Here is a 15964-nt window from a genome sequence, read left to right as displayed (position 1 = left end):
AGAAAAGTAGGATGAGTTTCGCTCCGCTCTACCCATCCTATGACATTGGTTTTCTGGATGGGGCGCGGTGTTTGCGTTTGCCTGTCCGTTTTTCTTCCCATTCTGTCAAAAGATCCCACGCCACCGGGACGATGAAGAGTGTCAGGAAGGTTGCGGTGGCGAGGCCGGTGACGAAGGTCGAGGCCATCGAGCCCCAGATGACGGAGTAGCTGGGGATGCCGATGGCCATCGGCATGAGTCCCAAGGTGGTGGTGAGGGTGGTGAGGACGATGGGGCGCAGGCGCAGGCGCACGCCTTCGCGGATGGCCTCATGGCGGCTCAGTCCGTCTCGATAGCGTCGGTTGATGAAGTCGAGCAAGACGAGCGAGTCGTTGACGACCACGCCGGTGACGCCGACGACGGCGATGAAGCTGTTGATGGTGAAGAGTGACTGGGTGACGACTTTGCCGAAGACGATCCCGATGATCGAGAACATGACTGCAGAGAGGATGATCAGCGGCTGGACGTATGACTTGAACTGGGTTGCGAGGATGAGGTAGATCAGCAGTACGGCGAGGCCGAAGGCTCGCGCGAGACTGTCGAAGGAGCGCTGAGTTTCCTCGAACTCGCCGCCGAAGATCAGCGTGGCCCCGGGGTAGAGCCCGCGCAGCTCCGGATACTGAGCACGCACCCAGGCGATGACTTGGGCGGAGGAGATTTGGGCGCCGGAGCGAATATTGGCCGTGACGGTCAGGCTGCGTTGGCGTTGATAGCGTTTGAGCTCGCCGGGCTGGACCTCGGCGATGGGCTGGACGATGTCGCGCAGCAGCACCGGACCGGAGGGGTGCTCGATGACCGGGATATCGAGCGCGGCCTCGGGTGCGTCCAGATAGGCGGGGTCGACGCGGAGCTTGAGGTCGACCTCTTCGTCGCTCAGACGGTACTTGCCGATGTAGCGCCCGTCGAGGACCGACGCGGCCATGCGTGCGGCATCGCCCGCGGTGAGACCGAGCTCGCGGGCTCGCGATTCGTCGACGGCAAGCCGAAAGACGCGCGAGGGGATGCCGCGATCGTCCTGAAGATCGAGCAGATTCGGACCGAATTCGGGATGCTCGCGCAGCCGCTGCAATAGATCCGCACTCAGGCCCCGCACGGCCGCTTCGTTCGATCCGGCGATCTGGATGTTGATGTCCTTTCCTGTGGGCGGGCCGTCTTTCTCGGCGCGGACGCGGATCCGGACTCCGGGCTCGGCGAACTGCTCGATGAGACGCTCGCGGATCCTGTCGAGGTGGTCCAGCGGGTCGTCGAAGGCTTGATCGGCCTTGCTCGGCAGCGCGACCATGACCGTGCCCAGATGTCGGCCCAGCTCGTCCTCGTAGTCCTCGCTGACGGTGAAGCCGGCAAAGCCCGCAGCGGAGCGTGCGTAGCCGGGGCCGTCGGCCATGATGAAGCGAGCGACCGCCTTCACGCGTTCGTGAGTCTGCTCGATCGGCGTCTCGGGCGCGCCTTCGACAAAGGCATAGTAGGTGGAATAGTCGTCCGGGAAGAACTGGATGCGCACCAAGGGCGCAATGCCGGCGATCGAGACGCCGAGGACAGCGATGGCCGTCAGGAAGGCGACGAGCACCACCGAGAGGCTCAGCACCCGAAAGCGCATGGTGACCCGGATCAGCCGCTCGGTCATGTCCCGGAGAAGCCGCATCAAGCGGTTCTCACGCTCGCCCTGAACCGCACCTTGGCCAGTCGCGTTCGCCTTGGGGCGCGGACCGAAATCAAGGTAGTGCAGGGGCAGGATCAATAAACACTCGAACAGCGAAGCGACGATGGCAAAGCTCACCGCTTTGGGGATGAGCGCGAAGAACTCGCCCGTCGAGCCGGTCATGATGAGCATCGGCAGGAAGGCCGCGACCGTCGTGGCGGTCGCGGAGATCACCGGCCAGGCGACCTCCGCGGTGCCCTCCACGATCGCCTGCTCGATCGGCTCGCCGTCTTGGACATGCCGGTAGATGTTCTCCACCACGACGATGGCGTCGTCGACGATGATCCCGGAGACCAGCACGAAGCTGAAGAGGGTGAACTCGTTGAGCGAGTTGCCGGTCATCTGCATCATCAACGCGGTGACCATGAAGGAGAAGGGAATCCCGACGGTGACCAGGCCGGCGTTGCGTATCCCCATGAAGTACCAGAGGATCAGGCTGACCAGCAGGACCCCGACGAGCATGTTCCAGCCGAGGGTCTGGATTGATTCCTTGATGTAGGTTGTCGAGTCCAGCGTGAGGACCACCTCGATCCCTTCCTGCTCGAGAAGGGGCGCGACCTCCTCGAGGATCGCCTCGGCCGCGGCGTAGATCTCCATCGCATTGCCGTCCTCGGCCTTGAGCAGCCGCAGTGCGACACCGTCCTTGCCGTCGGCGGAGGTGATGATGTTCGGGGTGCGATAGCCGAGACCGGCGTCCGAGATCAGGTCGTCGACGGTGACGAAGGAGCCGTCGGCATCGCGGCGTACCACGGTGCCGACGACTTGATCGCGCGTGCGGAAGCGCTCGTCCACACGCACCATGTACTCGCCGGTGCCGTCGCTGAAATCGCCGGCCGGGAGGGTGACGTTGGCGTCCTGTAATGCCACTGCAACCTGATCCAGGCTCACGCCATGCGACTTGAGCTTCCAGGGATCGAGAAAGATGTGGAACTCGCGTCGCTGCTCCCCGTCGAGCTTCACCTCGGTGACCCCGTGGATCTGGGCCATGCGGATCTGCAATTCTTTCGCGATCAAGGACAGGGCGCGGTTGGAGCGATCGCCGACGAGGTTGATCGCGACGACCGGGAGCCAAAACGAGGTGCGGATCAGGTCGAAGCGCGGCGGGTCGACGCCTTCGGGAAGACGCTCTAGGATGCTGAGCACGCGAAAGCGAAGCTCGTCGTAGAGTGCGCCGTAATCGGTGTCGTCGCGAAACTTCACGACCAGGGTCGAGCGCTCGCGCACCGAGTTTGCGCGGATGAGCTCGACGTGCTCCAGGCCGTCGAGCGCCAGCTCGATCTCGCGTGTCACCAGGGCTTCGACATCGCGTGGGGAGGCGCCCGGATAGATCGTGGTGATGATGACCTTGCCGAAGTTGACCTCGGGATAACGCTCGGTCGGCAGGGCATCGAGCGCGAAGATGCCCGCGACGATCATGAAGACGAACAGCAGGTTGAAGAGCACCCGCTGGCGGAGGGTGAAGCGAACCAAAGCGCGCACGGGTCAGCGACTCCCGACCGTGCGAACCCGATCGCCGGGCTTGAGCCCGGGGGCAGTGACCCGGATAAGATTCGGATTCAGCGCGTCGGGTCCGAGCGGCAGCGCCGAAACCCGCTCCCCGCTCTCGCGAATGATCCAGGATTCCTCGTAGCTGGAGTCGATCGCGGAAGGCGGGAGACTGACGGCCCCCGTGGCCTCGGGCAGGCGCAAGCGTAAGCGCACGCGCAGTCCGCCGCGAGCGGGTTCGACCGTATCGGTTAGGGCCAGCTCCACGGCGATCTTGCGGGTCTCCGGGTCGAACCCGGGGTTGACGCGGTGGATACGCGCCCGGATCGCAGGGTCGGTCGTGTTTCCTAAGTCCATGACTTCTAGGGCGAGATCGGAGCGAGTCTGCTCAAGGGCAACGAACTGCTCCGGGGTCAGGGCGAAGGGGACCAAAAGGGTCGAGAAATCCGCTGCACGCCCGACCGTTTCGCCGGCGCGCACCCATTGTCCGAGCTCGACATTGCGGGCGGTGACCAACCAGCCGACGGGGGCCGAGATGGTTGCGCGCGTGAGCCGCTCTTGGAGCATGCGCCGTTTGACATCCAATGCCCTCAAGGCGTGGCTGTTGTCGCGCAGGGACTGCTCGAGCGTCTCCAGTTGGGAGGCCGAAGCGCTGTTCTGGCGTACGAGCTCCCGAAATCGCGTGACCTCGCGTTGATCGTAGTCGATCTGCGAGCGCAGACGTTCCTCTTGGACGCCGATCTCCTCGAGATCGAGCAGCAGGAACGTGGTGTCCAGTTGAGCGAAGCGACCGCTGTCGTCGATCCGGTCGCCGACATCGGCGAAGAGCGCTTGGACCCGTCCGTCCGACTCCGCCACCAAGGGAGCCTCGGCGAGGGCGCGGGTAAATCCCACGAGTGCGATCTCGCGCATTGCAGGGACTGCGGCGACCAGGGTCGGCTCGGAGATATCGGCGGCGACGACACCCTTGAGCGCGACGATCAATAGAAAGACCACGGACGCGCTGAGTCGAAGAAACCTCATGAGCGACGCGGTTTGTCCCGACAGTGCCGAGTCGGTCCCCGGCTCGGATGGACATCGCGGTGGGTCGAATCCAGTTCGCGCATCACAAGCTCTACTCCTGCCTTGTTCGTCACTGCGGCCATAGCGGCACCCATCTGGCGCAGAGCGCCAAGGGGCATGCGTGACACCGCGGAGCAGGTGTCACAAGCCCTTGTAGGTTTTGGGTGGCCGGTCTAAATATCGAGGCCATCTTTCCCCTGTTGGAACGCCCCGACGCCGTCGGACTCGCCGACGACGGCCTGATGAGCGGATCGGGTGCAACGCCCGATCGAGCGCGGCCGGCTCAGAGTGCCCTAGTGTACAATCGCTTCCGACTAAAATGACGAAGAGACTTGCTGCTCCCGGGAGACCTCCACGTCGATCGGGCGAAGCGGGCGGAGGGGCAATTGATCCGAAAGTCCGATAGCTCGATGCCGGGATCCGGCGGGGGTGTTGTGCAGCCCGGGATCCGCACAACGGAGCGCGAAAGGGTTCGTTCCGGTTTTGGATCCGGCTCCGGCACTGATTCCGATTCCGGCTTGGAGCCTGGCGCGCGCTCGGATCCACCCCGTCCGCGTTCGACGGCCGGAAGGTCCTCGGCACGCGTCGCGCTTACCAAGCATCGCAGCAATCGGGGTGCGTCACGGCGCAGTCGCTCCGTTTTCGGTTGGTTTTTCGGATTTCTCGGCGTCTTGGGCGCGCCCCTGCAACTGCTTGCATTGGGTCTGCTCGGGGCGGGTGTCTTCGTGTCGGTCCATGCCCCTGAGCTTCCGAGTGTGGAGAGTCTGCGTCAGGTCAAGTTCGAAGAGCCGCTGCGGGTCTTCAGCAGCGACGGCGGTCTGATCGCCGAGTTCGGCATTGAACGCCGCCGTCCGGTCGCCTACGAAGACATCCCGCCACTGGTGGTGAACGCCTTTCTCGCGACCGAGGATGCCCGCTTCTTCGAGCACGGCGGGGTCGATGCGATCGGCATCGGCCGCGCCCTGCTGAGCTTCGCCTCTACCGGCACCAAGGCCCAGGGCGGAAGCACCATCACCATGCAGGTGACCCGCAACTTCCTGCTCAGCTCGGAGAAGACCTTCCAGCGTAAGCTCGCCGAGGTCTTGCTCACGCTGCAGGTCGAACGGACACTGACGAAGGATCAGATCCTCGATCTCTATCTGAATCAGATCTTTTTCGGTAACCGCGCCTACGGCATCTCGGCTGCGGCCGCGCTCTATTATGACAAAGAGCTCGATGAGCTCACCCCCGCCGAGGCGGCGATGTTGGCGGGCATTCCCAAGGCGCCGTCCAGCAACAACCCCGTCACCGATCCCGAGCGAGCGCTCGAGCGACGCAACTACATCCTCTCGCGCATGCTCGAGCTCGGTCAGATCGACCGGGAGGAGTATGAGATTGCGGTCTTGACTCCCGATATGGCGCGACTGCATCGCCGTCAGCCGGATCTCGATGCTGGTTACGTCGCGGAGATGGCGCGCCAGACCGTTGTCGAGCATTACGGCGAGGAAGCCCTCAGCCAAGGCTTTCGGGTGACCACCACGGTCGATGCGCGGTTGCAGCGCGCCGCGCAGGCGGCGGTGCGCCGGGCGCTGCGCGATTACGACCGACGCCACGGCTATCGCGGCGCCGAGGCCAAGATCGACCTCGACGGGGCTACGGATGCAGACATGGACGCCTATCTCGAGACCGTCACGACGATCCCGGACCTGACGCCAGGGTTAGTGACGCGCGCCTCCACCGGCGAGGCGGAGATCTATATCGGCTCCGGGCGTCGTGTCGAGCTGGGCCTCAAACAGGTCATCTGGGCACAGGAGTTTCGCAACGCGAACTGGCGTGGCCCCCGACCGAGACGGGTGACAGATGTCCTCGCGGTCGGCGATCTTGTTCGACTCCAACATGACGGGGAAGTGCATGACGGGCAAGGACATGGCGGTGAGGTGTCTTGGGAGCTCGGGCAGATGCCGAGTGTCGCGGGCGCCTTGGTCTCGATCGCGCCGCAGGACGGCGCGGTGCGCGCCTTGGTCGGGGGTTATTCGTTCAACGCGAGCAAGTTCAACCGGGCGGTCGACATGCGCCGTCAGCCGGGCTCGAGCTTCAAGCCCTTCGTCTTCGCTGCGGCGCTTCACGAGGGCTGGACCCCGGCGAGTCTGATCAAGGACGAGGCGGTGAAGCTGACCGGCACGCAGGATTGGAACCCTCGCAACTCCGATCGCAAAGAGATGGGGCCGATCCGGATGCGGCTCGCCCTGGCGCTCTCGCGCAACCTGGCCGCCATCAACCTGCTGCAGAGCGTCGGTCTGGAGGACGCTCAGAACTACATCCGGGTATTCGGATTCGATCTGGATGCCATGCCCTTGGGTCTGTCCATGGCGTTGGGAACCGGCGAGATGTCGCCGATGAAACTGGCCGAGGGTTATGCCGTTTTCGCCAACGGCGGCTTCCATGTGACGCCCCATTTCATTCAACGCATCGAGAGCGGCGACGGGGAGATCCTGTTCGAGTCGCGCGCACCGCGATCCTGCTCGGACTGTTGGTACCGCTACGGCGATGACTCGGCACGGGTGCAGGGCACACACGCCGGCGCGGCGGCGCCGCAGGTAATCGATCCGCGGATCGCCTATCAGATCAACTCGTTGTTGCGCGAGGTGGTCGAGACCGGCACGGGAACACGCGCCAAGAAACTGAATCGCGACGACATCGTCGGCAAGACGGGCACGACGAACGACGTGCGCGACTCCTGGTTTGCCGGCTATCAAGCCGACTTCGTCACCATTGCCTGGATGGGCTTCGACGACTTCGAGAAGCTGGGTCGCGGCGAGGAGGGCGGGCGCGCCGCGCTCGGGATGTGGGTCGATTTCATGGGCACCGCACTCGAGGATCTCCCGATCGCGCAGCTCGACCCGCCACCCGGCATGGTACAGGTGCGTGTCGACCCGACCCGTGGCACCGAGACCAAGGCCAAGAGCGGTATCCTCGAGATGGTGAACGAGGAATTCAGCAACGCCCTGCTCGGCCCCGAGCCGGTCAGGATCGCGGGCCCGACCAGGAGAAAGGCCGATACTTCCGTGCGCCGATCCGCGCCCCGAGTGATGGACGACCTATTCTGAACCTAAACCGCGTCCCGAGCCATTTAGGACGTTTGGTGTGGACGTCACCGGTGTCGGAATTTTAGAAGTTGGAGCTGGACGCGGTTTAGAAAATGAGAAAATTCGAGATTTTGAACCGCGTCGACTCGACAGCCCGTTGGTCCCGAAAGCGCTTGAAGCTCTTGCAACAGGTGCATGTCGCTCCGGACGCGGTTCAACAGCGGTTCAACAGGTCATCTGCGCCATCCTCGGCTGCTTCTGAAGCTTCATAAAGTCATCCCGAAGGCTGTGTAAGCGCTTGTTCATGCGATCCCGTTGACTGGCGTCGAGGGTCTTGCCGAGGCTGACGAAGAGCTCGCCGATCCGCTCGCCCAGCAGTTGGCCGCCTTGCTCGAGATCCGGCGGCAGAGCGTTGAAATCGACGAGCCAGTCGGTGAGGAAAGGCTTGATCTCGGACTCGGGTGCCTTGGCCTGGAGCAGCGCCATCAAGCGCTCTCGTTTGCCGGTGCGATACTCGACCAGGCTCGCCTGAGTATCGGGCATGCGACCAGTTACCTCCGCGACGATCGCTTGCTGCTCGGCGCTCAGCGGGCCGGTCCAGTCCTCGATGGATTTGACGTATCGCCGGGTGCGTTTCTCTTTCTCGCGCGCACTGCTGCGACTCGCAATCTCGGCGCGATCCTCTTCGGCCTCTTTGCGGAAGCGCTGGCCGAGGCGCTCGACCTGCGCCGGGGTCAACTCGGTCAGAAGCGGCGCGGCGAGGGTCACGGCGAAACGCGCTTGGCGGCTGTAAAGATCTCGAAATTCGCCGGTCAGACAGCCCATGTTGCGCGCGTCGAACCCAGCCTCGCTTGCCGCGAGGATTTGATCGAAATAGGCCGCCAGATAGGGCAGCTCCTCGGCGCGATGCCGCACCAGCTCGGCATCGAGAATGGGCTTCCAGCGCTCGAGCTGGGCTTGCTCCAGGTCCAGGTAATCTTTGGCGTAGGCCGTTACGAGGAAATCACCGGTATTGTAGGCCACGCCGACACGGCTGCATCCTGCAACCGTTAAGGCAGTTGCGACGATGGCCGCGGCGATGCGGATTGGGAGAGAGATTCGGGGCATGGCGAGTGTCGTCTGATTGAAGTTGATCTTGGTCTGAATGACAGTGCTGACGTGAACCTTATCAGCCGGCGCGGCTGCTGTCCGCGGTTGGACGGCACCGAGGCCGAATGGATCCCGCGGGCGAGCCGAACGTCTTGTCATGATCGTCACCGCCCCGATCTCCTGCTGACGTCGAGTTTCAAGCCGCGGGCGCTTCGCATGGACTCTATTTCGGATCTGCTTGCTCGATTTCCGCATCCGGGCGAGGTGGTGTGGATCGGCCGACGGCCGGCGCGCCGGGCGGATGTGATCCAATGTACAGCAGTGACGGCATTGGCCGGGCATGGCCTCGAAGGCGATCATTACGCGGGGCGATCGGGTTCGCGCGGTGTGACCCTCGTGCAGGCCGAGCACCTCGCGGTCTTGGGCGCCTTCTTGCGTCGCGATCCAGTCGATCCCGCACTCATCCGGCGTAATTTGGTCGTCTCCGGTGTCAACCTCCTGGCGCTGAAAGGACAACGGTTTCGCATAGGTACGGCGGTTCTAGAAGGAACGGGTCCTTGCCCGCCATGCTCGCGCATGGAGGAAGTATTGGGTCCCGGCGGCTACAACGCCATGCGTGGTCACGCCGGATTGAACGCGCGGGTCGTCACGGGCGGGATGATCCGGCTCGGCGACGCTGTCGTGCCGCTGCCTGGCGAGCTCGATCGAGAGGAGACGTTTTCGCGATGAAATGCCCCTTTGCTGCTCCGATGCTCAAGACCACGGCGGCCTGCCGGCATGCTCGCGAGGTCGTCCGCCGAGGGGGCTCGGAGTTCGACTGCCAGTCCGATGTCGAGCATGCCCGCTGCGAGCAGGTCTTCGCCGGCCTCAAGGCGTCCGCGCTCGCCGTCTCGAGCATCGAGGACGATCCGGCGCAGATGCCCCACAGCTTGCTGGTCAAGATCCAGTCCGGCGGTCTCCTCGGTGTGCAGCGTCTTCTCGGAGAGCCCGACGCGGACGGGCGCGTGGCCGATGTCGGCGACCTGTTGACACGCGCGTGCACGCACTTCGGCGGGGCCGATCGCATCCCTTACGCGGCGCTGACCGAGGATATGACAGCGTTCAAACTGGAGCGGCGAGCGGGGCGGCGCCGGGGATGACGGGAACGTCCGCCGAGCCATCCTCGAGCAACCTCAGGCGCCAATCGGCGTTTCGCCGGCTCTTGCAAACGGGCCTTGCCCTTCTCGTTGTGGCGCTGGTCTGGCCGGGCTCGATCCCGGCCAACCCGGTCACGACCGATAACGTGACGGCCCGCTTGGTCGCGGAGCGGGGCGAGATTACACCGGGCGAGACGGTCGATCTGGCACTGGTGTTCGAGATCCGAACGGGCTGGCACACCTACTGGCGCAATCCGGGCGACTCGGGCGATCCGCCGCGTATCGACTGGACCCTGCCGGATGGTGTGGAGGCCGGTCCTCTGCGCTGGCCGAGACCCGAGGTGATCCCGGTCGGTCCGTTGGCCAATTACGGATACTCCGAGCGGGCCGTTCATTTGATTGCCCTCTCGGTTCCGGCAGAGTGGCCGGTGGGCGAGCCCGTGCGGATCCGCGCGGATGTCGACTGGCTGGTGTGCGAGGAGCATTGTGTCCCGGAATCGGGGCGCTTCGATCTGACGCTCCCGACCGGAGGTGCTGTCGGACCGGTTCCGATCGATCCGGCACCAGCGGAAATCTTTGCCGCCGCCCGCGCGGGACTGCCGGACGGGCGGATCGAGGGCGCCGTGCTCGGCGCCGCAAGCGTGGGGCTCGGTCTCGTCATCCCCGCGGATGGGTTGTCGGAGGAGATCGACGGGGCCTGGTTTTTCGCTGGCGAATGGGGTCTGATCGAGCACGCGGCGGAGCAGCCTTGGCGATTGGTCGACGGCCAACTGCGGATCGATTTGTCGCCCGGTGCGTTGGCGGATCAAGCTGCGCCGGAAGGGCTGCTGGTGGTCGCGGACGCGCTCGGAGAGGTGCGTTCCTATGAGCTCGCAGCCGTGCGCGGGCCGCTCCCCAACGCCATCGCTCCGGATCGCCCCATCGGATTGCCGGTCGCCTTCATCTTCGCCCTGCTCGGCGGGCTGATCCTGAACCTGATGCCGTGCGTCTTCCCGATCCTGGCGATGAAGGCGTTGAGTCTGATCAATGGATTATCCGGGCAAGGCCCGGAGGCGGCGCGCGAGCGTGTCCTCCACGGGGTCGCCTACACGGCGGGGGTGCTGCTGTTTTTTGCCGGGCTTGCGGTGCTCTTGTTGGCCCTGCGCGCCGGCGGTGCGGCCGTCGGTTGGGGTTTTCAGCTCCAGTACCCGCCCTTCGTCGCCTTCATGGCCTACGTCTTTTTCGTGATCGGTCTGAGTCTCGCGGGTGCGGTCACCCTCGGCGCTCGGCTGATGAGCCTGGGTGGTGCCCGAACGGGATCGGGTACCGCGGGTGCCTTCGGAACCGGCGCCCTCGCGGCCTTGGTCGCCGCACCCTGCACCGCGCCCTTGATGGGCGCCGCCTTGGGCTACGCCGTCACCCTGAGCTGGCCGCTGGCGTTGGCGATCATGCTGACCCTGGGATTCGGCTTGGCGCTGCCGTTTTTTGCGTTGTCTCTCCTGCCGCGGTTGGCCCGTCTGCTGCCGAAGCCGGGGGCCTGGATGGAAACCCTCAAGCAAGCGCTCGCCTTCCCGATGTTTGCGGCTGCGGCCTGGTTGGTCTGGGTCCTGAGCGTGCAGACCGGATCGGCGGGGGTCGCGCTGGTGCTCGGCGGTCTGGTCTTGTTGGCCTTCGGACTCTGGGTGCGCGAGCACACGCGCGGGCTGCCTTCGATGCGACGGCGCTGGGGTCTCGCCGCGACCTCGGCGGCACTGATCGGCGCCCTGTATCTCGGGGTCGCGACCGATCGGCTGGCGGCGCCGACGCTGTCCGAGGGCGCGGTGTCCGCGAGCGGACTCGCGAGCGAACCCTATTCGCCGGAGCGTCTCGCCGCGGCGCGCAATGAGCGCCGACCTGTCTTCGTCAACATGACGGCCGCGTGGTGCATCACCTGTCTGGTGAACGAGCGCGTCGCCTTGAGCGCGTCGGACGTCGCGCGGAGCTTCTCGGATGCCGGCGTGCTGTATCTCAAGGGCGATTGGACCAACCGAGACCCTGCAATCACCGCCTATCTCGCCGATCACGGGCGCAACGGCGTCCCGCTCTATGTCTACTATCCGGCGGACGGGGATCCGCAGGTTCTGCCGCAGATCCTGACCGATGACATGGTGCTGCGCGCAATCCGCACATCGGCACCGGGTTCGTCGGGGCGCGATGGATGAGTCGAGCTCAAGAAGTCGCGTCTCGGTGGTCCTAAACCGCGTCCAAAGCGAGATGCTCACTTTCGAGTGAGCTCGACGTTTGTTGCATCCGCTGCCCCTAGCGGGGACGCGATTTAAAATAATATATTTTTTAATCTCTTAAACCGCGCCGGCTCCAGCGGTCGTGAAATCCGCCGGGGCCGATCCCATTCAAAAACATCGCATATCGCACTGGGCGCGGTTTAAGCATCCTGATGACTGATCACCCACCAGAGAGAAGGAGAAGACCATGAAGCAGACTTTACAGAAGACGCTTGTCTTAGGCGCTGTCGCCTTGGCGGCGACGTTGGGCTTCGGCGTCGCCGTCGCGGCCCCCAAGGTTGGCGCTCCGGCTCCGGATTTCAGCGTCGTGGACAGCGCCGGCGAGACCTGGGGCCTCGGTGGTCTCGCGGGCAAGAAGGTCGTCCTGGAATGGACGAATCACGATTGCCCGTACGTGGTCAAACACTATGCCTCGGGCAACATGCAGGCCCTGCAGAAGGAGGCGACCGATGCGGGTTATGTGTGGCTTTCGGTCATCTCCTCGGCTTCCGGCAAGCAGGGGCATGTGAGTGCGGCGAAGGCCGATGACCTCACGGATGACCGAGGCGCGGCACCGACCGCGGTCCTGCTCGATACCTCCGGGGCCATGGGCCGCGCTTACGATGCCAAGACCACGCCGCACATGTACGTCATCGATCCCGAAGGTATTCTGGTCTTCATGGGCGGCATCGACGATAAACCGACGACCGATCAGGCCGACATCGAAGGTGCAAGGAACTACGTGCGTCTCGCCATGGCCGATCTGGCTGCCGGCAACCCGGTCGCCACCCCGGTCACTCGGCCCTACGGGTGCTCGGTGAAGTACTGATTCGGCGGCTTTGAATCTGGCGGTCGGGACTGTAGACTTCAGCGTTTTCCCCACTCCCAGCGTCAAGAGGTTGTCCAGTGGTTGCCCCCGAGCCCGATTTTCACCGCATCAAGCGGTTGCCGCCCTATGTCTTCAACATCGTCAACGAGTTGAAGGCAGAGGCGCGTGCACGGGGCGAGGACATCATCGACTTCGGGATGGGGAATCCCGACCAGCCGACCCCGCAGCACATCGTCGACAAACTGGTCGAGGCGTCGGTCCGCAAAGACACGCATCGCTATTCGGTCTCGCGCGGGATCCCACGACTGCGCCGCGCCATCTGCCATTGGTATCGCGATCGCTTCGATGTCCATCTGGATCCGGACAGCGAGGCGATCGTCACCATCGGCTCGAAGGAAGGGCTCGCCCATCTGGCGCTCGCCACCATGGGGGCCGGGGATTCGGTTTTGGTGCCGAATCCGGCCTATCCGATCCATCCCTATGGATTCATCATCGCCGGTGCGGACGTGCGCCATGTGCGTCTCACCCCGGACGTGGACTTCTTCGAGGAGTTGCAGCGCGCCATCCAGGACTCCTGGCCGAAGCCCAAGATGCTGGTGCTGAATTTTCCGGGTAATCCGACCACGCAATGCGTGGAGCTGGATTTCTTCCAGAAGGTCATCGATATCGCCTCCGAGCACGGGATCTGGGTGGTTCACGACATCGCCTACGCCGACATCGTCTTCGACGGCTATCGAGCCCCCTCGATCCTGCAGATCCCCGGAGCGAAGGATATCGCCGTCGAGTTCTTCTCGATGTCCAAGAGCTACAACATGCCGGGTTGGCGTGTCGGCTTCATGTGCGGCAACCGTACCCTGGTCGCCGCCCTTGCGCGGATCAAGTCCTATCTCGACTATGGGACCTTCACGCCGATCCAGGTTGCGGCCATCGCCGCGCTGGAGGGGCCGCAGGATTGCGTGCGCGAGATCAGCGACACCTACGAGAGCCGGCGCGATGTTCTGTGCAGCGGGCTGAACGCCGCGGGCTGGCCGATCGAGCCGCCTAAGGCGACGATGTTTGTCTGGGCGCCGATTCCCGAGCCCTATCGATTACTCGGCTCGCTTGAGTTTTCCAAGAAGCTCCTGCAGGAGGCCAAGGTCGCGGTCTCGCCCGGCATCGGCTTCGGCGAGTACGGTGACGGCCACGTGCGTTTCGGGCTGATCGAGAACGAGCATCGTACCCGCCAGGCGATCCGCGGAATCAAAGAGATGTTCCGCCGCGAGTCGCGCGCCGGGAGTTGAGCTTTAGAGCAGGTGACGTACGCGTCGGCGAACCGATTTGCGAACACCGATTTGCGAACAAGGGGTGCATGAATGGAACCGGTGAAGGTCGGACTTTTGGGCTTGGGGACGGTCGGCGGCGGCACCGTGACGGTCTTGTCGCGCAATGCGGCGGAGATCGCGCGCCGCGCCGGCCGCGGGATCGAAATTTCGCACGCGGCGGCGCGGGACTATGATCCGGAGCGCATTCAGGGTCTGGAGGCGATCGGGCGGATCGGCTCGGACGCCTTCGCCGTGGTCGAGGATCCCGAGGTCCGGATCGTCGTCGAGCTGATCGGCGGGTACTCGCCTGCGCTCGAGCTGGTGCTCAGGGCGATCGAGAACGGCAAGCACGTGGTCACGGCCAACAAGGCGTTGATCGCGCGGCACGGCAACGAGATCTTCGCCGCAGCGCGCGAGCGCGGCGTTATGGTGGGCTTCGAGGCGGCGGTCGCCGGCGGCATTCCCATCATCAAGGCCCTGCGTGAAGGCTTGGCGGCCAACCACATCGAGTGGATCGCGGGCATCATCAATGGCACCGGCAACTTCATCCTGACCGAGATGCGCGACAAGGGTCGCGACTTCGCCGATGTCCTCGCCGAGGCCCAGGCGCTGGGCTACGCGGAGGCCGACCCGACCTTCGACGTGGAAGGCATCGATGCCGCGCATAAGCTGACGATTCTCAGCTCGCTGGCCTTTGGTGTTCCGCTCCAGTTCGAGCGGTGCTTCACCGAGGGCATCTCGAAGGTCGGCGCACTGGACGTCGCCTATGCCGCCGAGCTGGGCTATCGCATCAAACACCTCGGAATCACGCGTCGCAGCGAGGACGGGATCGAGCTGCGGGTGCACCCGACGCTGATCCCCGAGCGCCGTCTCATTGCGAACGTCGACGGCGTGATGAACGCCGTTCTGGTTAAAGGCGATGCGGTTGGACCGACGCTCTACTACGGCGCCGGTGCGGGTGCGCTTCCGACGGCCTCGGCGGTGGTCGCAGACCTGGTGGATGTGGTACGCGCCCTGACGACGGATCCCAACAATCGGGTGCCGCATCTCGCCTTCCAACCCGACGAGTTGGCCGACACCCCGGTGATGCCGATGGAGGCGGTGCAGACCGCCTATTATCTGCGTCTCGCCGCCCTCGACCAGCCCGGGGTGATGGCGCGCATCGCGAGCATCCTCGGCGAGCAGGGTATCAGCATAGAGGCGATCAAGCAGAAGGAGCCGGAAGAGGGGCAGACCCATGTGCCGCTGGTCATGCTCACCCATCGTGTGATCGAGCGTCAGATGAACGAGGCGATCGCCCGGATCGAGGCGTTGGATTCGGTGCGGGGCGAGGTGACGCGGATTCGGATGGAGACCTTGTCCGGCTAAGGTCGGGGTTCGACAGTTGGCGCCGGCCCCGCCCCCGCGCGTCAGCGTGCCTCAAGGCCACAGCCGAATGGCGGCCACCACAAGTGCTCCGACGCTGATCGTCAGACCGAGAGACCAGAACATGAAGCGGTCGAGCCGCCGCGTCAGCTCTTCGAAGCGTTTATCCATGGATTCGAAGCGTTTATCCATGGATTCGAAGCGTTTATCCATGGATTCGAAGCGTTTGTCCGTGGCTTCGAAGCGTTTCTCGACGGCATCGAAGCGCTGGTCCATGTTCAGCTGTATTTGCTCGAAGCGCTTATCAACGGCATCGAAGCGCTTGTCCATATTCAGCTGCATCTGCTCGAAACGCTTCTCCACTGCGTCGAAGCGTTTGTCCATCTGCACCAGGATGGTCTGGATGAGCTCGCGCTGGTGTCTGAGCTCCTCCTCCACCCGGACCATGCGCTCGCGCAGCTCGATCTCGTAGACAGCCGGCGGCTTGGCGAAGGACTGCTCCGCCAGCCATTCGCCCAGATGGGCCTTGATGAACTCGATGTCTTCCCGTGCCAGGGCCATGTGTCCCTCCCGTCGCGCTCCGTCCGGAGATGCGCTCTAGTTTAACGTAGATCCGGCAGTTGAACGGCCCCAGGGGCCGTAGCGGCCATCATC

11 protein-coding genes are annotated in these 15964 nt (G+C 64.3%); 7 read left to right on the top strand and 4 right to left on the bottom strand.

From position 1 onward, the window contains the following. Window positions 1–37 precede the first annotated feature (37 nt). A complete protein-coding gene (locus tag AADX97_RS04405) occupies window positions 38–3217 on the bottom strand; it encodes an efflux RND transporter permease subunit (RefSeq protein ID WP_374232188.1) in 3180 nt (1059 codons plus the stop codon). A gap of 3 nt (window positions 3218–3220) precedes the next feature. After that, complete coding sequence (locus tag AADX97_RS04400) at window positions 3221–4246, bottom strand: efflux RND transporter periplasmic adaptor subunit (RefSeq protein ID WP_374232187.1); 1026 nt, start codon at window positions 4244–4246, stop codon at window positions 3221–3223. A 710-nt stretch (window positions 4247–4956) separates the two neighbouring features. Here AADX97_RS04400 and AADX97_RS04395 point away from each other — a divergent pair. Next, window positions 4957–7371 carry a penicillin-binding protein 1A gene (locus AADX97_RS04395; protein ID WP_374232186.1) on the top strand — a complete coding sequence of 805 codons (2415 nt, stop codon included), beginning with the start codon at window positions 4957–4959 and terminating at the stop codon, window positions 7369–7371. A 204-nt stretch (window positions 7372–7575) separates the two neighbouring features. Here AADX97_RS04395 and AADX97_RS04390 read toward each other — a convergent pair whose 3' ends face one another. Further along, window positions 7576–8457, bottom strand: a complete 882-nt coding sequence (locus tag AADX97_RS04390; protein ID WP_374238604.1) for a DUF6279 family lipoprotein — start codon at window positions 8455–8457, stop codon at window positions 7576–7578. A gap of 198 nt (window positions 8458–8655) precedes the next feature. Here AADX97_RS04390 and AADX97_RS04385 point away from each other — a divergent pair, with 198 nt between their 5' ends. The 6 genes from AADX97_RS04385 to AADX97_RS04360 all read left to right on the top strand — a co-directional run bounded on the left by AADX97_RS04385 (window position 8656) and on the right by AADX97_RS04360 (window position 15313). Beyond that, a complete protein-coding gene (locus AADX97_RS04385; protein ID WP_374232184.1) occupies window positions 8656–9168 on the top strand; it encodes an MOSC domain-containing protein in 513 nt (170 codons plus the stop codon). Continuing rightward, entirely contained in the window at window positions 9165–9578 is a 414-nt protein-coding gene (locus AADX97_RS04380; RefSeq protein WP_374232183.1) for a hypothetical protein, read from the top strand. The genes AADX97_RS04385 and AADX97_RS04380 overlap by 4 nt, the downstream gene beginning before the upstream one ends. Further along, window positions 9575–11755: a protein-disulfide reductase DsbD family protein gene (locus tag AADX97_RS04375; protein ID WP_374232182.1), complete on the top strand. Its 2181-nt coding sequence runs from the start codon at window positions 9575–9577 to the stop codon at window positions 11753–11755. Before AADX97_RS04380 ends, AADX97_RS04375 begins: the two co-directional genes overlap by 4 nt. 268 nt (window positions 11756–12023) lie before the next feature. After that, window positions 12024–12644 carry a redoxin domain-containing protein gene (locus tag AADX97_RS04370; RefSeq protein WP_374232181.1) on the top strand — a complete coding sequence of 207 codons (621 nt, stop codon included), beginning with the start codon at window positions 12024–12026 and terminating at the stop codon, window positions 12642–12644. A 77-nt stretch (window positions 12645–12721) separates the two neighbouring features. After that, window positions 12722–13924, top strand: a complete 1203-nt coding sequence (gene alaC, locus AADX97_RS04365; protein ID WP_374232180.1) for an alanine transaminase — start codon at window positions 12722–12724, stop codon at window positions 13922–13924. 72 nt (window positions 13925–13996) lie between these two features. After that, a complete protein-coding gene (locus AADX97_RS04360; RefSeq protein WP_374232179.1) occupies window positions 13997–15313 on the top strand; it encodes a homoserine dehydrogenase in 1317 nt (438 codons plus the stop codon). A gap of 51 nt (window positions 15314–15364) precedes the next feature. On the opposite strand, the gene AADX97_RS04355 is transcribed toward AADX97_RS04360, so the two are convergent. Continuing rightward, the gene (locus AADX97_RS04355) at window positions 15365–15871 is read right to left on the bottom strand and encodes a hypothetical protein (RefSeq protein WP_374232178.1); all 507 of its coding nucleotides are present in this window, start codon (window positions 15869–15871) and stop codon (window positions 15365–15367) included. Window positions 15872–15964 lie beyond the last annotated feature (93 nt).

The sequence above is a fragment of the Thiocapsa sp. C2-2m genome (assembly GCF_041903745.1).
GTDB lineage: Bacteria > Pseudomonadota > Gammaproteobacteria > Chromatiales > Chromatiaceae > Thiocapsa > Thiocapsa roseilacustris.
The sequence above is the reverse complement of the archived record's forward strand: the minus strand, read 5'-3'. Positions and strand labels throughout refer to the sequence as shown.